Consider the following 20,554-nt stretch of genomic DNA (forward strand, 5'->3'; position numbering starts at 1 on the left):
CAAAGATGCAAGACGGCCTCGCGCCGGGGCCACGCGCCTCGGATGCCGGACCTTCGCGCGGCGAGGGGCCGACCTACGCGGCCATCTCAGAACTCGATTCCCTCCTGCGCCTTCACCCCCGCGGCGAAATGGTGCTTCACGCTGCCCATCTCGGTGACGAGATCGGCGGCCTCGATGAGGGCCGGCTTGGCGTTGCGGCCCGTGACGACGACGTGGAGATCCGGCCGGCGCGCCCGCAGATCGGCGACGACGGCGTCGAGGTCGAGATAATCGTAGCGCAGCGCGATGTTCAGCTCGTCGAGGACGAGCAGGCGGATGCTCTCGTCCGCCATGAGGGTGCGGGCCGTCTCCCAGGCGTTGCGGCAGGCGGCGATGTCGCGGGCCTTGTCCTGGGTCTCCCAGGTGAAGCCTTCGCCGAGGGCGTGCCAAGCGATCTGGTCGCCGAAGCGTTGCAGGGCATGCGCCTCGCCGGTGTCCCAGGCGCCCTTGATGAACTGCACCACGCCGACCCGGTGGCCGCGCCCGAGCATGCGCAGCACCAGGCCGAGGGCCGCCGTCGTCTTGCCCTTGCCGGGGCCGGTATGGACGACGAGCAGGCCCTTCTCGATCTTCTTCGAGGCGACCTCGGCGTCCTGCACCGCCTTGCGCTTGGCCATCTTCTCGCGGTGGCGGTCGTCGTCGCTCATGAGCGGTGTCCTGTCGGGTCGGGGGAAGGCTTCACCGTCAGCGGCAGGCCGGCGACGGTGAGGACCACGCGGTCGGCTTGCGCGGCGAGCCGCTGATGCAGGCGCCCGGCCGCGTCGCGAAACCGGCGGGCGAGGGCGTTGTCCGGCACGATGCCGAGGCCGACCTCGTTGCCGACCAGCACCAGGGGGCCCGGCGCGGCGGCGCAGGCGCGGGCCAGGGCCTCGGTCGCGGCCTCGAGGTCGGCCTCGGCGAGCAGGAGGTTGGTGAGCCAGAGCGTCAGGCAATCGACCAGCGTCGGCCCGGTCGCGGCCCTGATCGCCTCGGGGAGGGCGGTCGGCACGTCGAGGGTCTGCCAGCCGGAGGGACGCCGCGCCCGGTGCTCGGCGATGCGCGCCCGCATCTCGTCGTCCCAGGCCTGGGCGGTGGCGAGGTAGAGCCAGGGGGCGGGACAGGCTTCGATCAGCCGCTCGGCGTGAGCGCTCTTTCCCGAGCGGGCGCCGCCGAGCACCAGCGTCATCCGGTCGGGAGGGCGAGTATCCATGCGCGCCGCTTTGCACCGGGCGCGGTCGATCACGCAATGGCGCTTTGCAAGGCACCCTCACCCGCGTTAGAACGATGAAAAGGACGGTGCCCCGGCAACGGGGTGAAAAGGGAATGCGGTGAGGGACGATCCCGAAACCGCAGCTGCCCCCGCAACTGTGAGCGGCGAGTTCCTGCCGAGAGCCACCGGGGCGACCTGGGAAGGCGGCAGGCGCGATCGAGCATCTCTCGGGAGCTTCCTGAGGCGCTCGGCAGCCGTGAGCCAGGAGACCTGCCGTCCCGCGAAAAGACTTTTCTCGAATGCCGCCGGTGGGGCGGCCGGAGCCCGTGACCCATGACGACCGCGACCCTTCAGACCTCCGCCCTCCGCACCGGCGAGAGCGCCCGCACCCTGCTCGTCGCTGCCTTCCTCGGCCTCGGTCTCGTCTTCGTGGCGGGCTTCGCCCCGGCGGCGGTGCTGCACAATGCGGCGCACGATTTCCGCCACGCCCAGAACTTCCCCTGCCACTGATCGCTTTCCGACGCGCGAAAGCGGTTCCATGATTCTCCGGTTGGTGTCGGCAGCGCTCGTTGCCGGCTTCCTCGCGTCCGTCGTCACGACGGGCCTGCAGCTGGCGCTCACCTCGCCCCTGATCCTTCAGGCCGAGACCTTCGAGGGCGGCCATTCCCATGCCCAGGCGCCGTCCCCCGCCATCGCGCCCGCCGCGCTGATCGTGCACGCCCATGCTCATGGTCCGTCGCAGGATCCGGCCCAGGGCGGAGCGGAGAAGCCCGACGCGTGGCAGCCCGAGCCCGGCCTTCAGCGCATGGCCTTCACCGGCCTTGCGACGCTGATCGGCGGCGTCGGCTACGCGCTGCTCCTCGCGGCGGTGATGCTGGCGCTCGGCCGCGAGCCGACCCCGCGCAGTGGGCTGGCCGTCGGGATCGCCGGTTTCCTCGCGGTGGCGCTCGCCCCCGCGGTCGGGCTGCCGCCGGAACTGCCGGGGATGGGGGCCGCGCCCCTCGTGCTGCGGCAGAGCTGGTGGATCATGACGGTCGCGGCGACGGGGATCGGCCTCTACCTCATCGCGGTCCGGCGGGTGCCGATCACGATCCTCGGCGGCCTCGTCCTGATCGTCGCCCCGCATCTCGCCGGCGCGCCGCAATCGATCGACACGGTCAGTTCGCAGGTGCCGCCGGCCAGCGCGGCGCAGTTCGCGGCGCGCTCCCTCGCCATCGGCTTCGTCTTCTGGGCGCTGATCGGCCTCGCCTATGGCTGGGCCTGGGGCCTGTTCGGGCGCGAGGCGAGTGACCGCGCGCATGCCTGAGGACCCGCGCGAGACCGTTCTCTCCGTCTGCACCACCTGTCGGGCGGCGGGCGATCCCGCCGAGCCGCGGGCCGGCGCGCGGCTGCTGGCCGCCGTGATCGCCGAGGCCGCCCGCGAGCCGGTGCCGGGTTTGGCCATCGAGGGCGTCGAGTGCCTCTCGGTCTGCAAGCGGCCCTGCTCGGTCGCGGTCGCGTCGGCCGGTCGCTGGACCTATGTCTACGGCGATTTCGACGCGCTGGAGAATCCGCAGGATTCCGCCCGCACCATCCTGGCGGGCCTGCGCCGCTATCAAGAGACTCCGGACGGCCTCGTGCCCTGGCGCGAGCGACCGGAGGCGTTTCGCAAGGGCGTCGTCGCCCGCATCCCGCCGCTGACCCCGACACGAGCGGAATCCTGACCCTCATGGCCATCCTCGAAAAAATTCCCTGCACCATCGTCACCGGCTTCCTGGGAGCCGGGAAGACCACGCTGGTGCGCCACACGATCGAGCAGGCCCGCGGCCGGCGGCTCGCCGTCATCGTCAACGAGTTCGGCGATCTCGGCTTCGACGGCTCGTTCCTGGCCTCCTGCGGCGTCGAGGGCTGCACCGAGGATTCGGTGGTGGAACTGCCCAATGGCTGCATCTGCTGCACCGTGGCCGACGATTTCGTTCCGGCCCTCACGAAGCTCCTCGACCGGCCGGAGCCGCCGGAGCACATCCTGATCGAGACCTCCGGCCTCGCCCTGCCCAAGCCCCTGGTCCAGGCCTTCCAGTGGCCGGCGATCCGCTCGCGTGTGACGGTGGACGGCGTCGTCGCCGTGGTGGACGGCCCGGCGGTCGCCTCCGGCCTGTTCGCCGAGGATCCGGACGCCCTGGCCAACCAGCGTGCCGCCGATCAGGCGGTGGATCACGACAATCCGCTGGAGGAGGTGTTCGAGGACCAGATCCTCTGCGCCGACCTCGTGGTGCTCAACAAGTCCGATCTTCTGGACGAGGCGGCCCGCGACAAGGTCCGCGCCGAGATCGAGGCGCATCTGCCCCGCGCCGTCGAGATCGTCGCCACCGAGCACGGCCGCCTCGATCCGCGGGTGCTGCTCGGGATCAGTGCGGCGGCCGAAGACGACCTCGACGCCCGCCCCTCCCATCACGGCGAGGGCGAGGACCACGACCACGACGACTTCGAATCGGTGGCGCTCCCCATCGGCGTCGCGGGTAGCCCCGAAGACCTCGCCGCCCGCGTCGAGAAGGCCGCCGAGACCGAGGGCGTGCTGCGCATCAAGGGCTTCGCCGAGGTGAAGGCCAAGCCGATGCGTCTCGTGGTGCAGGGGGTCGGCCGCCGCGTCGCCCACCATTACGACCGTCCCTGGAAGGGCAGCGAACCCCGCGACGGCCGCCTCGTCGTCATCGGTCTCAAGGGCTTCGACAAGGACGCGGTCGCCGCCGCGCTGCGGGGATGATCTTTTTCGCAGGGCGACAGCCGCACCGGCAGGCAGGTCCATGATGGGCCTGCGGCGGCGCGCCTGGGCCTTGCTGCCGGCCCGGCAGCCCGCCTCTGCGCGGGCGACCGGCATGCCTGCGGATCGAGCCGGGAGGACGGGCGCGCCATGCACCTGATCCGCATCGATACGGTCTCCCTCGACGAGGGCGAGGCGGCGATCGATCTCGGCCAGACCCCCGGCGAGATCGTCGTCCTGTCCTTCACCGATACCGATCTCGCGGCCATCGCCCGCGCCCACGCATCCGATCCGGACCTGCCGTCGTTGCGGCTCGCCAAGATGGCGCAGCTGCGCCATCCGATGTCGGTCGATCTCTACGTCGATGCGGTGATCGCGCGGGCGAAGGTGTGCGTGATCCGCTGCCTCGGCGGCCTCGATTACTGGCGTTACGGCATCGAGCGGGCGAGCGCCGCCGCGCGGGCGAACGGGGTTCGGCTCGCGGTCCTGCCCGGCGACGACCGGCCCGATCCCCGTCTCGACGCCTTCTCGACCCTGCCGTCGGAGACCTGCGCGACCCTCGACGCCTATTTCCGCGCGGGCGGACCGGGCAACCTGACCAACCTGCTGCGGCGGCTCGCCGTCGAGGCCGGCCACGCCCTCGCGCCGGAGCCGCCCCGCGCGCTGCCGCGGGGCTTCGCCTGGTGTCCCGGCTGCGGCCCGGTCTCCGTCGAGCGGGGGGCGGAAGCCGCCGGAACGGGACCGCTGGTGCTGCTCCTCGTCTACCGCTCGGCCGTGCTCTCGGGCGAGACCGCGCCGGCCATCCACCTCACGGCCGCCCTGCGGGAGCGCGGGATCGGCTGCCTGACGCTGGCGGTGTCGAGCCTGAAGGACCCGGAGGCCGTCGCGGTGCTGCGGGCGACGCTCGGTTGCCATCAACCCGACATCGTGCTGGCCGCCACCGCCTTCTCGGCCCGCGACGATGCCGGCTTCGTCCTCGACGCCGCCGATTGCCCGGTGCTCCAGGCCTACACGATCGGCGCGCCGCGCGACGCGTGGGCCGCCTCCGGCCGTGGCATGAACGCCTCCGATCTCGCCATGCAGGTGGCGCTTCCCGAATTCGACGGGCGCCTCTCCGGCTTCCCGATCTCGTTCAAGGAGGAGGGCGCGGCGATCGAGGGGTTCTCGGAGCGCCGCGCCGTGCCGGATGCCGCCGGCATCGCCGCCCTGGCCGACCGGGCCGCGGCCTGGATCCGCCTGAGACGGACACCCCGTGCCGAGCGCCGCCTCGCGATGGTGCTGTCCGATTATCCGGCCCGCGGGGGCCGGGCCGGCTACGCGGTGGGCCTCGACACGCCGGAAAGCGCGCGGGCCATCGCCGCCGATCTCGCCGCGGCGGGCTTTTTCGCGGGCGCTTTGCCCGACGCCGAGTCCTTGATGGCAGGGCTGACCGAGGGCGAGGCGGGCTTTCCCGTGACGCTCGCCGCGTACGCGGCGTGGTTTGCCGGCTTGCCGGAGGAACGACAGGCAGAGCTGACCGGGCGATGGGGCCGCCCCGAGGACGATCCGTCCTGCCGCGACGGGGCGTTCCGGTTCCGCGCCTTGTCCCTGGGGACCCTTACCCTCTTCCTCCAGCCCGATCGCGGACGCGCCGCCGACCGCAAGGCCGGCTATCACGATCCCGACGAGCCGCCGACCCACGCCTATCTGGCCTTCTATCTGGGTCTGCGGACCAGCGCCGATGCGCTGATCCATCTCGGCACCCACGGCACCACCGAATGGCTGCCCGGCAAGGCCGTGGCCCTCTCTCCCGATTGCTGGCCGGCCCTGGCGATCGGGCCGTTGCCGGTGGTCTATCCCTTCATCGTCGACGATCCGGGCGAGGCCGCACCCCTCAAGCGGCGGCTCGGGGGCGTGGCGCTCGGGCATCTCACGCCCACCGTCGAGGCGTCCGGCCTGACGCCGGAGGCCGCCGCGCTGCGCGAATTGGTGGAGGAATATTCGGCGGCGAGCGTCCTCGATCCGCGCCGCGCCGCCTTGATCGCCTCGGCGATCCTCGACGAGGCCGCCTCCGCCGGGCTGCTCGCGGGGGCCGGCATCGATGCCGATACGCCCATGGCCGACGCACTGACCGCCCTCGACGCGCATCTGTGCGATCTCGGCGAGACGCCGATGCGCGATGGCCTGCATGTCTTCGGTCGTGCGCCGGAGGAGGCCGCCGAAGCCGTGCGGGCGAGCGCCGAGGCCGAACGGAACGCGCTCGTCGCGGCCCTCGACGGGCGCTTCGTGGCGCCGGGACCCGCCGGCTCCCCGTCGCGCGGGCGCAGCGACGTGCTGCCGACGGGCCGCAACCTCACCACGCTGGACCCGCGCGCCCTGCCGACCCGCGCCGCGACCCTGCTCGGCGCGAAGGCGGCGGACGCGGTGGTGCGCCGCTACCTGCAGGACGAGGGCGAGTATCCGGCCCGCATCGTCATGGATCTCTGGGCCTCGCCGACGCTCCGTACCGGCGGCGAGGACGTGGCTCACGCGCTCAGCCTGATGGGCGTCCGCCCGGTCTGGGATCACGCCTCGACCCGCGTCACCGGTTTCGAGGTGCTGCCGCTGGCCCTGCTCGACCGGCCGCGCATCGACGTCACCTGCCGCGTCTCCGGCGCCTTCCGCGACACCTTCCCGGAGACCCTCGCGCTGCTCGACCGCGCCGCCCGCGCCGTCGCCGCCCGCGAGGAGGAGGACGACGAGAATCCCCTCGCCGCCGCCCGCCGCCGGGGCGAATCCGCCGCCCGCATCTACGGCGCGGCGCCCGGCCGCTACGGCGCGGGCGCGGCCGAGACCGCGCTCGACGGGGCCTGGGAAGCGCGGGCCGATCTGGGCGCGGCCTATCTCGGAGCCACCACCCATGCCTATGGCGATGCCGAGGGCCTTGATGCGGGTTTCTCGGCCCGCGTGGCCGCGGCGGATGCCTATGTCCACGCCTTCGACGTCGCCGAGCGCGACCTTCTGGACGGCGACGCGGCCGCCGACGCCATGGGAGGGTTCTTCTCCGCCGCGTCCGCGGAGGGGCGTGCGCCCGCCCTCTACAGCCTCGACGTATCGAACCCGGAGGCGCCGCGCACCCGCACCGCCCGCGAGGACGTGGCCCGGCTGATCCGGGGCCGGCTGTCCCATCCTCGCTGGATCGCGGCGCAGCTGCGTCACGGCTATCGCGGGGCGCAGGAATTCGCCCAGGGCATCGACGCCGTGTTCGTGCTGGCCGCCGCCACCGACGCGGTGGCGAACGACGATCTGGACCGGCTCTACGGCGCCTGGATCGCCGATCCCGAGGTGTTCGAGGCCCTGCGCGCCGCCAATCCCCAGGCGACGCGGGCGATCCTCGAACGGTTCGACGCGCTGCGGGCCCGCGGCCTCTGGCAGAGCCGCCGCAACGCCGTCCCCGCCGACGCCCTGATGGCCGCCGAATGAGCGCCCGCCGCACCCTGCCCGAGGGCGCCCGCCGGGGGTGGTGCCCGTCGCTGGCCCGCCCGATGCCGACCGGCGACGGCCTGCTCGCCCGCGTCCATCCGCCCCTCGGGCGGCTCACCCCGGACCAGATGCGGGCCCTGGCCGAGGGCGCCCGCACCTACGGCAACGGCCATATCGACGTGACCGCGCGGGGCAATCTCCAGATCCGCGGCGTCAGCGAGGCGAGCGCGCCGCGCCTGGCCTGCGCGCTCGCGCAAGCCGGCCTCGGCGACACCCGCGACGACGGCGGCCCGCAGCGTCTGACGCTGACCGCGCCCCTCGCCGGCCTCGACGGGAGCGAGACCATCGACGTGCCCGCGCTCGCCCGCGCCGTCGAGGCGGTGGGCCTCGCGGTCCCGGGGCTTCCGGCCAAGACCCTCGTCGCGGTGGATGGCGGCGGCGCCTTCGGTCTCGGGCCGGTGGAGGCCGACTTCTTTCTCTTCGCCGAAGGGCGGGCGCAGGTTGCCTTCGGCCTCGCGGGCGCGGATGGGCCGATCCGCTGCGGCGTGCTGCCGGAGCTCGGGGCGGCCGGGGCGCTGGGCCTCGCACTCGCGGCCTTCGCCGGTACCGGGCGGCGCCGGGTGCGCGACCTCGATGCGCAGCAGCGTGCCCTGGTCGCGGCGGCGGCGGGGTTCCATCCCCTCGCGCCGACCCCGCTCGCGCCCGCGCCGATGCCGGCCGGACCGGGGCCGGCTGCCCTGCCGGAGGGGCGCGCGGCGATCCTCGTCCAGGCGCCGTTCGGCCGCTGCACCGCCGAGCGGCTCGAACGGGCGGCGGCGCTCGCCGGGCCGGACGGGGCACGGCTGAGCCCGGAGCGCGGATTCGCATTCCTCGCCCCCGGGACCGCCGACGTCACGGCGATCCTGCAGGCGGCCCTGGCCGAGGCCGGCTTCATCGTGAGCCCGGACGATCCCCGCCGCACGGTCTTCGCCTGCCCCGGCGCGCCCGCCTGCCGCTCCGGCACCACCCCGGTGCCCGACCACGCGGCGCGCCTCGCCGCCGTGCTGGCGCCGCTGGCAAACCCCGGTGGGGCGACGCGGTCCGACCCTGGGCCGACGGTGCATGTCTCGGGCTGCGCCAAGGGCTGCGCCCATCCGGGCCGGGCCGACCTCACGTTGGTGGCCCGCGACGGCGCCTACGACGTGGTGCTCGGCGGCGAGCCCGGCGATGAGCCGGCCACGCGTCTCGCTTTCGAGGCGGCGCTGGACCGGATAAGGAAGGCCGCCGCGGCCGGTCGCCCGGCGCTGGATCTCGCTTTTCGGGACGACCTGAGATGAGTGCCCACCCGAATGCGCGCTACGATTACATCCGCGACGGCGGCGCCATCTACGCCCGCTCCTTCGCGATGATCCGCGCCGAATCCGACCTCGCCCGATGGTCGGGGGCGGCCGAGCGCGTCGTCGTGCGCATGATCCACGCCTGCGGCATGACCGACCTGCCCCGCGACGTCGAGATGTCGGACGGTTTCGCCGTGGCTGGCGAGGCGGCGCTGAAGGCCGGCGCCCCGATCCTGTGCGACGTGCGCATGGTGGCCGACGGCGTCACCCGCGCGCGCCTGCCGGCGAAGAACGAGGTTCTCTGCACCCTCGGCGATCCGCGGGTGCCCGCCTTGGCCGAGCAACTCGGCACCACCCGCTCGGCTGCCGCCATGGAGCTGTGGCGCGAGCATCTGCCCGGCAGCGTCGTCGCCGTCGGCAACGCGCCGACCGCCCTGTTCCGTCTGCTCGAACTCCTGGACGAGGGCGTCGCGCCCCCGGCCGCCGTCATCGGCATCCCGGTCGGCTTCGTCGGGGCGGCGGAATCGAAGGAGGCGCTGGCGCGGGACGGGCGGGTGCCCTTCGTCGTGGTCCATGGCCGCCGGGGCGGCAGCGCCATGACGGCCGCCGCCGTCAACGCGCTTGCGAACGAGATCGAGTGATGGAGGGCAGCGTGCGCATCGACGCCCCGGCCGAGACCGACGGCGCGGGCGAGGCCCTCGTCACCCGGAAGACCGGCACGCTCTACGGGGTCGGCATGGGGCCGGGCGATCCCGACTACCTCACCGTGAAGGCGATCCGCGTGCTGGAGCGCGCGCCGGTGCTCGTGCATTTCTGCAAGCAGGGCAAGCGCGGCAATGCCCGCACCATCGCCGACGCGGTGATGCGCGACCCCGCCCGCGAGTTTCCGCTCGCCTATCCCTACACCACCGAGTTGCCGCCGGATCACCCGGATTACGTCGCGGCCCTGGCCGGCTTCTACGACGAGGCCTCCGACCGGCTCGCCGACCATCTCGGCGCCGGCCGCGACGTGGCGATCCTGTCGGAGGGCGATCCCTTCTTCTACGGCTCGTTCATGCATCTGTGGCGCCGGCTCAAGGACCGCTTCCCCGTCGAAGTGATCCCCGGCGTGACCGGCATGTCGGGCTGCTGGACCCGGGCCGGCACGCCGATCACCTGGGGTGACGACGTGCTGACCATCCTGCCGGCAACGCTCCCGCGCGCCGCCCTGGCGGAGCGCCTGCGCGGGACGGACGCCGCCGTCATCATGAAGCTCGGCCGCCATCTGCCGAAGGTGCGCGCCGTGCTCGCCGAGACCGGCTTCCTCGACCGTGCGGTCTATGTCGAGCGGGGCACCATGGCGGGCGAGCGGGTGGTGCCGCTGGCGCAGAAGCCCGACGATGTCGCCCCCTACTTTTCGATGGTGCTGGTGCCCGGCGAAGGCCGCCGGCCGTGAGCGCGGCGGATTCCGGTGGACGCGTCACCGTCGTCGGCCTCGGGCCCGGCGACCCGCGCCTGTTGACGGAGGCCGCCCGCGCCGCCCTCGACGCCGCCCAGGACCTGATCGGCTACCACCCCTATGTCGCCCGCGTGCCCGAGCGCGCCGGGCTGGTGCGGCACGCCACCGACAACCGGGTCGAGCTCGACCGCGCCCGCCACGCCCTCGAACTCGCGGCCGCCGGCCGCCGCGTCGCCGTGGTGTCGGGGGGCGATCCCGGCGTGTTCGCCATGGCGGCGGCTCTATTCGAAGCCGTCGAACACGGTCCGCGGGAATGGCGCGCCCTCGACATCCGGGTCGAGCCCGGCATCACCGCGATGCTCGCCGCCGCCGCCCGGCTCGGCGCGCCCCTCGGGGGCGATTTCTGCGCGCTCTCGCTGTCGGACAATCTCAAGCCCTGGGAGGTCGTGACGGCCCGGCTCGAAGCGGTGTTCCGCGCCGGCTTCGCGGTCGCCCTCTACAATCCGATCTCGTCCGCCCGGCCCTGGCAGCTCGGACGCGCGCTGGCCCTCGCCGCCGAGATCCTGCCGGCCACCACGCCGGTGATCTTCGCCCGCGCGGTGTCGCGCCCGGACGAATCGGTTCGCGTCCTGACGCTGGCGGAAGCCCGCACCGCCCCCGCCGACATGGCCACGATGATCCTGATCGGAACGGCGACGACGCGCCTGATCGAGCGCGAGGGACAGGTGCCGTTCGTCTACACCCCGCGCAGCGTCGCCGGCTGAGGATCGAGGCGACGGGATTTGGGACTCGAACCTGGCCGATGCGATTTTGGACGGCGGATCTACGTGGCAGGGGGCCGGGGTGCCGATGGCTGAAAGGGCCCGAGATCGGCCGTCGGCCTGGAATGCGGCTCCGGCGGTCATACTGCCTAAGCAGCTTTTCGGCATATTTCGCTAGCTATATACCTGAGAAAACAGACACGGACACCCCTTGAGCGCACAGTGCCTTAGCTGAAGCATTGATTATACAGGTTGAGTTCGCTGTAGCGAACGGTTCAGAAAACGAGGAACTTAAGCCTGATCTTTAGATTGTGGTGACGGATCAGATGGTTGAGGCTGGTATTGACCAGTTAAACGACCTGCTCATGGCGGGCGTGGGGTCAGCTTACGTGGTATTTGAGGTTTTTCAGGCAATGTCGGCCTGTATGGATCGGAGCGGCCATCAATTTCGAAATCATCAAGCCCAAGTCGATGCTTGATTAGAAAAGCATTGAGATCGAAGAAATAGTTCAGCGCCATGACCATGTCATTCGCTACGTTTCTGAGCTCTAGTAGCGGTATGTCAAAAAATACTTCTCTGTAAGCACTGCCTGATGCAAGTTTTCTTATTGTAAATATATCAATATCGAAATCGTAAGAGTCTCTGCGGCCGTGGGCAAGTATGTTTCTGTTCTCTGCGCATATTTCGAAAACATCGATAGCATCAATAACGCGTTGACTGATCAGGTTATCCTTCTCATTGTAAAATACTAAAGTTTTTAGAAAATCAAGTCGCTGTCGGTTGTTGAGCATCCTTACGCAGACCATAGCCGGCTCATCCTCATGCCTCTCTGCCTCACGGGCTTCGGGGGGAGGAAAGTATGCAGCTATGTGATAGATCAAAAAGTCTTCTAAACGATTGTAAGAAAGAGCAATTACACCATAGGCATGGACTTGCTTGACAGTGCCGATCTCAATCGGCGACATGACCCAGGCATCCAGAGGCGAGTCAGACATGGGCAATGACAAAAAGTCGGTAGGGTCTGCCAAAAAGCCCGAGCTTACCGACGCTGACAAGGCGCTATTAGGGGGGGAGCCCGATTGGGAGCGGACGGGGCAGGCGGCGAAGCGGTTGCTGCGGCCCAAGGCAGATGAGCAAGAAGTCGAAAAATCAGGTGCGGAAAAACAGAACTGTTTCATAGCGCGCTCTGGCCTGAGTCGTGCCAAGACGAATGTGTTAGGCTTCTATCACACTCATCTCTCTTAAGAGCGGCCCGTTAGGGCTGGTATGATATGCCTGTCACACGCGAAGATATTGAGCGGTCGATTGCTGCTTTGGTCAAGCAAAATAGAGTTACTTCTCTCATATACACTCTCGTGATACCAGCTCTTGTAGGTATAGAAACAACTTTTTACAAAGAACTTGTCGAAATCAACGTATTGCTGTTTTGGGCGCCGTTCCTTATCATGGTGGCGTTAGCTGCCGCTTTTGCTTGGATAACTTACGACATCAAACTAGCGCCAGAGCTATATGTTGAGATGGATGACGCAATCCATCAGATAGATGATCTAAAAAAGCGCACTAGATTTTTCAGCTCACTACAGGAGCAGGCATTAGCATTGGGGGCAATTGTCCGCGGTCAAGTCAAAGCAAAGCATAACGGCGAAGGTCATCTCAACGAGGCTGTAAACGAAATCTGCTCACTGCTAGTCGGAAATAGAGCAGATCTATTTGATTTTGATGCTTCAGAGCTTTGGAGCTTCGCTGTTTATATATATCATAAGGAAAACGGGCAGTTGTATCCGGTATGCCGTTATAAGCACGAGAAGCATCCATCGCAGTCGATGGGAAGAGTTTGGCGGCCCGGCCAAGGACACGTGGGGATTGCTTGGGCGCAAGGGGAAGGCAAAATCTGTCCAGATGTATCAGTGCCCGGCGTCGCTGATATGTTTTCGCCAACAAGTGCAAAAACATCGTATGATACAAACACATACGTCTCGTTTGTTTCGGAGCCAATCGGACCTAACGGTGCCGACGCAGTTCCTTACGGCGTGCTAGTGGCAACCAGCAACTTCGCAGGCCGGTTTGACTTGGCGTCGGGGCTCCCCTTACGCCATGCAGCTAGCGCCATTGCGGCCTTGATATACCTTGCGTACGATGATGATGCCTTAAAGAGTCTTGTGGAAACGGCTAAGCCTGCGGCGTGAGACGTGCTATATGTACTGTGTCGCATGGAGGTGGGAACGTGGTTGACGTAGTGCCGAGGAGGCCAGTCCAGACGTACAGCCGTGAAGCCGAGCGCATCAGCGAACAAATCGCGCGTCCCAACAGCGACCCCAAACTCGTGGACAAGCTGGTGAGTGCCATGAGGTCCCAAGCTGACGAAATTTCAGATTTCGTTATTCGGCGCTCATCCAAGGCGGGACGGTATCGAACTGAGCCAAGCCCCCGCAAGCCATGATGCGGCTATCTGCCTTTGCGCTTCACCAGCCTCAGGCGATGCTTCCTAGCCATGTAGGTATCGACCGGCGTCGTCAGTCCGTCGATAGGTGGGACGCTTGCCAGCGATACCAGCCGCGAGCTTGCAGGAGCGCTCGTAGTCCGAAAAGCCGAGCTTCGTGCGGGTGTTGTAGCGGAAATCGAACTCCGCGAGGTAGCGGTGCAGGTGCTTCTCCGCGCGTGCCGGTAGATGCCACGCATGCCGCGCTTGAAGGCGGAGAAGTAGTTCTCGACCGTGTTGGAATGGATTTCGCGGTCGTCCAAGCGGACGTACTCACCGGCCGAATGCTTGACCGTGGAATGCTCCACGAAGTGCGCCGAGAGGCCCGTGTACAGGCGGCTCTCGTCGGTCATGAAGCGGCTATCCTTGGAGATATTCGCCTTCACGATCTCCTGCACGTTGGTCCTTGTCGCGGTCGCCAAGTGGAATGAGCGGGCGGTGCCGCGACGCTCACTCAGCGAGGCGACGGCACACTTGTCGTAGCCGCCGCCGGCATATTTCCCTTTGATAGGAATTTTAGCATTGACAGCGCGACGCTCCTGAGCTAGAGATATCCCACGCTCAAGAAGTGTGGATGGAGACCCCGCGATGCCGCGACGCTCCGGACCCCGCCGCGAGCCCGAGCCGCAATCTCCCGACAAATCGCCTGCGCCGCGCAGAAGGCCGCCCCTGACCGCCCAGCGGTTGCGGGCGCGGTTCCTCGTCCATATCGCGCGTCAGATCGATCGGTTCGACGCCGCTCTCGACGCGGAGACGGCACCGTCCGGGTTCGACTCGGCGAAGGTGCTGCGGGATCTGCGCGGGTTGAAGGCGTTGCTCGACGAAGTGAAGGCGGAGGAGGCGGGGCATGACGCGGTCGCGCCTTCCGTCGATCTCGTGGCTGTGCGCGCGGACATCGCGCGACGCTATGCGGCGTTCGAGGCGCACGAACCGGACGGCGCGCTTTCTGGAGAGCCTGCCCCGGACGCATCTCCGGGCCCTTGAGGTCGATTGGCTGCATCTGGCCCGGGACGATCAGCTTCCCCCGCCGGGTGACTGGACGACCTGGGCGGTGATCGGTGGGCGCGGTTCGGGCAAGACCCGCACCGGTGCCGAATGGGTGCGGGGCCTCGCCTATGGTGATCCGGTCTTCACCGAGATCGCCGTCGGGCGCATCGCCCTGATCGGCGAGACCTTCGCCGATGTGCGCGACGTGATGATCGAGGGGCCTTCGGGGGTGCTCTCCCTTCCCTCGCTCGGCCACGCCCCACCGTCGTGGCAGCCGTCCCGGCGGCGGCTCGTCTTCGGGAACGGCGCGGTGGCGCTCGCTTTCTCGGCGGAAGAACCGGATTCCCTGCGTGGGCCGCAATTCGGTGCCGCGTGGTCCGACGAGGTCGGGAAATGGCGGGAGGCCGAAGCCGCCTACGACATGATCCAGTTCGGGCTGCGGCTCGGGACGCGGCCCCGCGGGCTCGTCACCACGACGCCGCGGCCGATCCCCCTGATCCGCCGGTTGCTCGCCGATCCGCGCAGCGTGGTGACGCGCTCTCGCACCGCCGACAATGCCAGAAACCTCGCACCGTCCTTCCTGGATGAGATCGTCGGGCGTTACGCCGGCACACGGCTCGGGCGTCAGGAACTCGATGGCGAATTGGTCGAGGATCGGGCGGATGCCCTCTGGACCCGCCAGGGGATCGAGCGGGCCCGTGTCACGGAGGCGCCCACCCTGCAGCGGATCGTCGTGGCGATCGATCCGCCCGCTTCGTCGCGTGCCGGGGCCGATGCCTGCGGGATCGTCGCGGCCGGTCTGGCGGCGGACGGCACGGCCTATGTCCTCGCCGACGCGACCTTGGAACGGGCGAGCCCCGCTGCCTGGGCACGGGTGGCTCTGACGCTCTATCATCGGCTCGAGGCCGACGCCCTCGTGGCGGAGGTCAACCAGGGCGGCGAGATGGTGACCGCCGTCCTCGCCGAGGCGGATGCCGGCGTTCCGGTGGTCCCCGTCCGCGCCACACGTGGGAAGCTGGTCCGGGCCGAGCCGGTTTCCCTGCTCTACGCCCAGGGCCGTGTGCGCCATGTCGGCCCGCTTCCGCAGCTCGAAGACGAGATGTGTGATTTCGGTCCGGGCGGTCTGTCCGGTGGCCGTTCACCGGATCGGCTGGACGCGCTGGTCTGGGCTTTGACGCATCTGATGCTGACCCATCGCGTAGAACCGCGCGTGCGCCGCCTGTGAGGCCGCGCGACCGTCGCCGCCATGGTTAATTTCACGTGAAACATTGTCGTCGGGAGGAGTCCCATGCCCGGTCTGTTCGCACGCCTGGCCCGTGCCGCCGGTTACGCGCCGCAGGTCAAGTCGGCGCCGATGCTCGCGTTGTATGGGGACGGACGGGCGGTCTGGACGCCGCGGGATTACGCGGCGCTCGCCCGGGAGGGCTTCCAGCGCAACGCCGTCGTCCACCGAGCCATACGTTTGGTCGCCGAAGCGGCGGCCTCTGTGCCGCTCACGCTCACCGGCGCGGACGAAGCGCATCCCCTGATCGCCCTGTTGTCACGGCCGAACCCGCGCGAGGGCGGCGTGAGCTTCCTCGACCGGGTCTACGGACACCTGCTCGTCTCGGGGAACGCCTATCTCGAGGCCGTGGCCATCGACGGCGAACCCCGCGAGCTGTTCTGCCTGAGGCCGGATCGGATGCGGGTGGTGGCGGGTGCCGATGGTTGGCCCGTGGCCTACGCGTACAGCGTCGGCGGTCGCACCGTTCGCTACGACCCGACCGGCGATGTCCCGCCGATCCTTCACCTGACCCTGTTCAACCCCCTCGACGATCATTACGGCCTCTCGCCGATGGAAGCCGCCGCGGTGCCGCTCGACATCCACAATGCGGCGGGTGCCTGGAACAAGGCGCTGCTCGACAACGCCGCCCGTCCCTCCGGCGCCCTCGTCTTCGCCCCGGCGACCGGTGCCGCGCTGAGCGACACGCAGTTCACCCGGCTGAAGGCGGAACTGGAGGCGAGCTACCAGGGGGCGGGCAATGCCGGACGGCCGCTGCTGCTCGACGGCGGCCTCGACTGGCGCCCGCTCTCGCTCACGCCGAAGGAGATGGATTTCGTCGAGGCGAAAGCATCCGCTGCCCGTGACATCGCCCTGGCCTTCGGCGTGCCGCCACTATTGCTGGGGCTTCCCGGGGACAACACCCATGCAAACTACGCTGAGGCGAACCGCGCCTTCTACCGGCAGACGGTGATTCCGCTGGTGCGGCGCACGGCGGACGCGATCGCCCGCTGGCTGGAGCCGGCACTCGGTCCGGCCCGCCTGGAGCCCGACCTCGACGGCATCGAGGCGTTGGCAGCGGAGCGGGAATCGCTGTGGCGTCGGGTGCAAGCGGCGGAGTTCCTGTCGGTCGCCGAGAAGCGCGAGGCCGTCGGATACCCCGCGGAAGCCGCACAAGCGGGAGCCTGACGGCCCCGGCGGGCTTCGAGCCGAACGCGCCCTCACCCACAACCTGAGGCTTCTGCCATGGATGGCCATTTCACCGGCTATGCCAGCCTGTTCGGCGTGCCCGATCTCGGTCGCGACGTGGTCGCGCCGGGCGCCTTCGCCGCCAGTCTCGCGCGGCGGGGCGTGTCCGGGGTGCGCATGCTCTGGCAGCACGATCCGGCCGAGCCGATCGGCAGCTGGCTCTCGCTGGAGGAGGATGCCCTGGGCCTCCGGGTCTCGGGCCGGCTGAACCTCGCGGTCCAGCGTGCCCGCGAGCTCGACGCGCTGATGCGCGAACGTGCTCTCGACGGGCTCTCGATCGGGTTCCGGGCCGTGCGGGCGCAGCCGGAGCGCGGCGGACGGCGGCTGATCGCCGTCGATCTCTGGGAAATCTCGCTGGTGACCTTCCCGCTTCAGCCCGGCGCCCGGATCGCCCGCGCGTCGCGGCTCCACCCTTCACGGCCGTTGCCGCGCCTTCGCCCCGCCCTCCGGCCGCTCGCGAGAGTCCGCGCCTGATGGGCCGATCCGCCTCACAGCTTCACCCCGAGAGGATGTCATGACCGAGATGCGCTTCGAAACCAGTGCCTCGTCCGGCCAGCCGGAGAACAAGGCCCTTCCCCTGGGCAGGGATGGGGCGATCGAGGAATTTGCCCGCGCCTTCGAGGCTTTCAAGGAAACGAACGATGCGCGGCTCGCCGAGATCGAGGATCGGCTGACCGCCGATGTCGTGACCGAGGAGAAGCTGGCGCGCATCGACGCCGCCCTCGATCAGGCGCGGCACCGCCTCGACCGCATCAGCCTCGACCGTGCCCGGCCCCCGCTCGGCGGAGCGGAGCCGCCGCGCGACCCCACCGCCACCGAGCACAAGGCCGCGTTCGACCTCTATGTCCGCGCCGGTGAGAGCGGTGGACTCAAGCGGCTGGAGGAGAAGACCCTGTCCACCGGCTCCGGGCCGGACGGCGGCTATCTCGTGCCGCCGACCATCGAGCGCGAGGTGCTGCGCCGTTTGGCCGAAATCTCGCCGATCCGCTCCATCGCCACGGTGCGCGTGGTGTCCGGCGGGCAGTACAAGCGCGCCGTCACCGTCAACGGCCCGGCCTCCGGCTGGGTCGCCGAGACCGCGCAACGGCCTCAGACCGACTCGCCGACCCTGTCGGAGCTGAGCTTCCCGGCGATGGAACTCTACGCCATGCCGGCGGCGACCCAGACGCTGCTCGACGATGCCGTGCTCGATATTGATGCTTGGCTTGCCGACGAGGTCGAGACGGCATTTGCCGAACAGGAAGGCGTCGCCTTCGTCACCGGCAACGGTGTCGCCCGGCCGAAAGGGTTCCTGGCCTACGACACCGTGGCGAACGCATCCTGGACATCGGGCAAGCTCGGCTTCGTCGCCACGGGGGCGGCGGGCGCCTTCCCGGCGAGCAATCCGACCGACATCCTGTTCGACCTGATCTATTCCCTGCGCGCCGGCTATCGCCAGGGCGCGAATTTCGTGATGAACCGCCGCGTCCAGAGCACGATTCGCAAGTTCAAGGATGCGGACGGCAATTATCTCTGGCAGCCGCCGCTCGCCGCCGACCGGGCCGCGACCCTGATCGGCTTCCCCGTGGTCGAGGCCGAGGCGATGCCGGATCTCGCCTCGGGCAGCCACTCCATCGCCTTCGGTGATTTCCGCCGGGGCTATCTGGTAGTGGACCGCGCCGGATTGCGGACCCTGCGCGATCCCTATTCCGCCAAGCCTTACGTGCTGTTCTACACCACGAAGCGCGTCGGCGGCGGGGTGCAGGACTTCAACGCGATCAAACTGCTGCGCTTCGCCTGAGGCGTCACGTGGAAAGGGCAGGTCTGAGGATGTCAGACCTGCCCTTTCGGTTTCGATTCGGGATGCCGCCGTCCGTGAGAGGACGCCGCGCTCGTCGGTTGTCGCTCAGCGGGCCGAGCGTCGGCCGGGGCGAGCGACCCAACGGGTTTCCCCCGGCTGAGCCGCCACGTCGGCGGGGAGGGCTTCCATCTCGGCGGCACGGTTGGAGATCCAGCTGGTGTGCTCGGCGGTCGGCGTCACGGCGGTGAAACCACCACAGGCAGTGCGGGCGCGCCGATCCTGGCGCATGGCGCCGCTCGACCAGCTCACCACGCCGACCATCTGCCCGCCGCGCAGGATCGGACCGCCGGAATCACCCAGACAGGCACCGGCGCCCGCGGTCTCGGCCAAACGACGCGCATCGGTGACGACGGTGACGCGGTTGGCGACCTGCAGCGAGCCGATCGAGACGAGCTGGGCGGTGCGCAGCGTCCGCGCGGTGCCGCGGCGGTTCTCCGCCAGGACACCGTAGCCGGCAATGTCGACGGAATCGCCGGTACCGATCGCGCCGCTGCGGGGATCGAGCGGACGGAAGCCGGCACCCACCGGGCGCTCCAGCTTCAGCATCGCGAGGTCGATGCCGGGCTGTTCCTCCGGCGTCGTGCCGGGGACGAATTCGGGATGCATGGAGGCCGCGACCACGCGCAGGCGGCGCTGGCGGAAGTCGGGGTCGACCACGAACACTTGGTAGCTCGCCTTGCGCATCACGCAGTGAGCGGCGGTGAGCACGAGATCCTGCGCGATCAGGGTGCCGGAGCAGATCTCGCCCTGGCTGCTCTCGATGCGCACCACCGACGCGCGCAATCCCCCCGGATCGCGGCTGGTATGACCTTCGACCACGGCCTGGGCCGAGAACGGCACGAGGCCGATCGCGGCTCCAAGCAGACAGGCACGCAGGGGGCTCAGAGCCATCGAGGTTCTCCGAAGATCCGGGCGGTTCCAAAGCCGGACACAGCCAAGCGTATCTGAACGGAATTCGGCGGCCAAGGTCAGGTTCCAAAGTAGAAACGATGCGGCGATCAATTTCCGCTCAGCGAAAATCCGATCACCACCGCGCCGAAGCCCCCCAACCGGCCAAAGTTCGATCGATCCAGTCGCGCTGGGGGCCGAGCAGCACGGCCTGGGTCAGGCCGCCGCAAGCATCCTTGACCCAGGCGGCCACCGCCACGACCGCCTCGCCGTCGAGGACCGGACCGCCGGAATCGCCGTTGCAGCCGCCCGCGCCGCGGGTCTGGAGCCAGACCAGGATACGGCTTTGGCCATAGGGCTCGACCGCGACGAGAGCCGCGCCGCGGTAGCGGCCGATCGAGCGGCGGTCGTTCGCCCGCGCCGCGCCGAAGCCGGCCAGCGTCAGAGCGGCGCCGGCTCGCGGCTGGCCCGAGCTCAAGGTTGCGGGCTCGAAGCGCGATGGCAGCGGCGCCTTGGCGCGCAGCAAGGCGAGGTCGATGGAGCGGGTCCGCCCGCGGATCGCGTCGCCGTCGTAGCCCGGATGCAGAGCGCGCGCGGTGACTTCGGCGAGCACGGGACGCCCGGCCTCGTCGCGATAATGGATCCGGTTGTCGGACACGCCCGCCACGCAATGGCCGGCGGTCAACACGGTGTCGGGGGCGAGCACGATGCCGGTGCAGACCCCGCCGCCGGAGGTCAGCACCATCACGGCGGAGCGACCGCCGGGCAGGTCCGCTCCCTCGCGGCCGCCGACGATGGCCGAGGCCGGCGATGCGAGGGTGCTCGCGACGGCGAGGACCGACAGCGCATCCCGCAGGCGCCTCAAAGGCGCGCGGCGGTCGGACGGGATCGACGCAATCATCTTCGACAATCGGTTCACGGGAGGG

Annotated in this window: 21 protein-coding genes, 1 pseudogene and 1 riboswitch; of the genes and pseudogenes, 16 read left to right on the top strand and 6 right to left on the bottom strand. The window is 69.4% G+C overall.

Annotation, left to right across the window (positions count from 1 at the left end; all coding sequences use genetic code 11):
* Window positions 1-86 precede the first annotated feature (86 nt).
* Both cobO and cobU read right to left on the bottom strand, forming a co-directional pair.
* Window positions 87-686, bottom strand: a complete 600-nt coding sequence (cobO, locus tag OWC43_RS07240) for a cob(I)yrinic acid a,c-diamide adenosyltransferase (RefSeq protein WP_393956187.1) — start codon at window positions 684-686, stop codon at window positions 87-89.
* Window positions 683-1,204, bottom strand: coding sequence for a bifunctional adenosylcobinamide kinase/adenosylcobinamide-phosphate guanylyltransferase (gene cobU / locus OWC43_RS07245; RefSeq protein ID WP_137829037.1), 522 nt, complete (start codon window positions 1,202-1,204; stop codon window positions 683-685). Before cobU ends, cobO begins: the two co-directional genes overlap by 4 nt.
* A gap of 91 nt (window positions 1,205-1,295) precedes the next feature.
* A riboswitch (cobalamin riboswitch) is annotated at window positions 1,296-1,521 on the top strand.
* 40 nt (window positions 1,522-1,561) lie between these two features.
* Here cobU and OWC43_RS07250 point away from each other — a divergent pair.
* The 9 genes from OWC43_RS07250 to cobJ all read left to right on the top strand — a co-directional run bounded on the left by OWC43_RS07250 (window position 1,562) and on the right by cobJ (window position 10,927).
* Window positions 1,562-1,738 (top strand): CbtB-domain containing protein, encoded by a 177-nt coding sequence (locus tag OWC43_RS07250; RefSeq protein WP_137829001.1) that lies wholly within the window; start codon window positions 1,562-1,564, stop codon window positions 1,736-1,738.
* 28 nt (window positions 1,739-1,766) lie between these two features.
* Window positions 1,767-2,534 carry a CbtA family protein gene (locus tag OWC43_RS07255; protein WP_393956188.1) on the top strand — a complete coding sequence of 256 codons (768 nt, stop codon included), beginning with the start codon at window positions 1,767-1,769 and terminating at the stop codon, window positions 2,532-2,534.
* Window positions 2,527-2,931 (top strand): DUF1636 family protein, encoded by a 405-nt coding sequence (locus OWC43_RS07260; RefSeq protein WP_393956189.1) that lies wholly within the window; start codon window positions 2,527-2,529, stop codon window positions 2,929-2,931. Before OWC43_RS07255 ends, OWC43_RS07260 begins: the two co-directional genes overlap by 8 nt.
* 5 nt (window positions 2,932-2,936) lie before the next feature.
* Window positions 2,937-3,971: a cobalamin biosynthesis protein CobW gene (gene cobW, locus OWC43_RS07265; RefSeq protein ID WP_238307426.1), complete on the top strand. Its 1,035-nt coding sequence runs from the start codon at window positions 2,937-2,939 to the stop codon at window positions 3,969-3,971.
* 147 nt (window positions 3,972-4,118) lie between these two features.
* Entirely contained in the window at window positions 4,119-7,409 is a 3,291-nt protein-coding gene (cobN, locus tag OWC43_RS07270; RefSeq protein WP_393956190.1) for a cobaltochelatase subunit CobN, read from the top strand.
* Complete coding sequence (gene cobG / locus OWC43_RS07275; RefSeq protein ID WP_393956191.1) at window positions 7,406-8,725, top strand: precorrin-3B synthase; 1,320 nt, start codon at window positions 7,406-7,408, stop codon at window positions 8,723-8,725. Before cobN ends, cobG begins: the two co-directional genes overlap by 4 nt.
* Window positions 8,722-9,366: a precorrin-8X methylmutase gene (locus tag OWC43_RS07280; RefSeq protein WP_137829007.1), complete on the top strand. Its 645-nt coding sequence runs from the start codon at window positions 8,722-8,724 to the stop codon at window positions 9,364-9,366. Before cobG ends, OWC43_RS07280 begins: the two co-directional genes overlap by 4 nt.
* Entirely contained in the window at window positions 9,366-10,160 is a 795-nt protein-coding gene (locus tag OWC43_RS07285; RefSeq protein WP_137829008.1) for a precorrin-2 C(20)-methyltransferase, read from the top strand. The genes OWC43_RS07280 and OWC43_RS07285 overlap by 1 nt, the downstream gene beginning before the upstream one ends.
* A complete protein-coding gene (gene cobJ / locus OWC43_RS07290; RefSeq protein ID WP_393956192.1) occupies window positions 10,157-10,927 on the top strand; it encodes a precorrin-3B C(17)-methyltransferase in 771 nt (256 codons plus the stop codon). The genes OWC43_RS07285 and cobJ overlap by 4 nt, the downstream gene beginning before the upstream one ends.
* Window positions 10,928-11,287: 360 nt before the next feature.
* On the opposite strand, the gene OWC43_RS07295 is transcribed toward cobJ, so the two are convergent.
* Window positions 11,288-11,890 carry a hypothetical protein gene (locus tag OWC43_RS07295; RefSeq protein WP_393956193.1) on the bottom strand — a complete coding sequence of 201 codons (603 nt, stop codon included), beginning with the start codon at window positions 11,888-11,890 and terminating at the stop codon, window positions 11,288-11,290.
* Between OWC43_RS07295 and OWC43_RS07300 the strand changes: the two genes are divergently transcribed.
* Together OWC43_RS07300 and OWC43_RS07305 are read left to right on the top strand one after the other, a co-directional pair.
* Complete coding sequence (locus tag OWC43_RS07300; RefSeq protein WP_393956194.1) at window positions 11,889-12,170, top strand: hypothetical protein; 282 nt, start codon at window positions 11,889-11,891, stop codon at window positions 12,168-12,170. The genes OWC43_RS07295 and OWC43_RS07300 overlap by 2 nt on opposite strands.
* 26 nt (window positions 12,171-12,196) lie before the next feature.
* Window positions 12,197-13,111 carry a hypothetical protein gene (locus tag OWC43_RS07305; protein ID WP_393956195.1) on the top strand — a complete coding sequence of 305 codons (915 nt, stop codon included), beginning with the start codon at window positions 12,197-12,199 and terminating at the stop codon, window positions 13,109-13,111.
* 299 nt (window positions 13,112-13,410) lie between these two features.
* On the opposite strand, the pseudogene OWC43_RS07310 reads toward OWC43_RS07305, so the two are convergent.
* Window positions 13,411-13,919, bottom strand: a pseudogene (locus OWC43_RS07310) (IS1595 family transposase).
* Between the two features lie 73 nt (window positions 13,920-13,992).
* Between OWC43_RS07310 and OWC43_RS07315 the strand changes: the two are divergent.
* The 5 genes from OWC43_RS07315 (at window position 13,993) to OWC43_RS07335 (ending at window position 18,680) form a co-directional block, all read left to right on the top strand.
* The gene (locus tag OWC43_RS07315) at window positions 13,993-14,388 is read left to right on the top strand and encodes a hypothetical protein (RefSeq protein ID WP_393956196.1); all 396 of its coding nucleotides are present in this window, start codon (window positions 13,993-13,995) and stop codon (window positions 14,386-14,388) included.
* The gene (locus tag OWC43_RS07320; protein ID WP_393956197.1) at window positions 14,312-15,616 is read left to right on the top strand and encodes a DNA-packaging protein; all 1,305 of its coding nucleotides are present in this window, start codon (window positions 14,312-14,314) and stop codon (window positions 15,614-15,616) included. The genes OWC43_RS07315 and OWC43_RS07320 overlap by 77 nt, the downstream gene beginning before the upstream one ends.
* 63 nt (window positions 15,617-15,679) lie before the next feature.
* A complete protein-coding gene (locus tag OWC43_RS07325) occupies window positions 15,680-16,840 on the top strand; it encodes a phage portal protein (RefSeq protein ID WP_393956198.1) in 1,161 nt (386 codons plus the stop codon).
* Between the two features lie 57 nt (window positions 16,841-16,897).
* The gene (locus tag OWC43_RS07330) at window positions 16,898-17,374 is read left to right on the top strand and encodes an HK97 family phage prohead protease (protein WP_393956199.1); all 477 of its coding nucleotides are present in this window, start codon (window positions 16,898-16,900) and stop codon (window positions 17,372-17,374) included.
* A 40-nt stretch (window positions 17,375-17,414) separates the two neighbouring features.
* The gene (locus OWC43_RS07335) at window positions 17,415-18,680 is read left to right on the top strand and encodes a phage major capsid protein (protein ID WP_393956200.1); all 1,266 of its coding nucleotides are present in this window, start codon (window positions 17,415-17,417) and stop codon (window positions 18,678-18,680) included.
* A 105-nt stretch (window positions 18,681-18,785) separates the two neighbouring features.
* Here the strand turns inward: OWC43_RS07335 and OWC43_RS07340 are convergent, their stop codons facing one another.
* Together OWC43_RS07340 and OWC43_RS07345 are read right to left on the bottom strand one after the other, a co-directional pair.
* Window positions 18,786-19,631, bottom strand: a complete 846-nt coding sequence (locus OWC43_RS07340; protein WP_393956201.1) for a S1 family peptidase — start codon at window positions 19,629-19,631, stop codon at window positions 18,786-18,788.
* Between the two features lie 133 nt (window positions 19,632-19,764).
* A complete protein-coding gene (locus OWC43_RS07345; protein WP_393956202.1) occupies window positions 19,765-20,529 on the bottom strand; it encodes a S1 family peptidase in 765 nt (254 codons plus the stop codon).
* Window positions 20,530-20,554 lie beyond the last annotated feature (25 nt).

Source organism: Methylorubrum sp. POS3 (assembly GCF_043352485.1).
In the GTDB taxonomy this organism is placed as follows: Bacteria; Pseudomonadota; Alphaproteobacteria; order Rhizobiales; family Beijerinckiaceae; genus Methylobacterium; species Methylobacterium suomiense.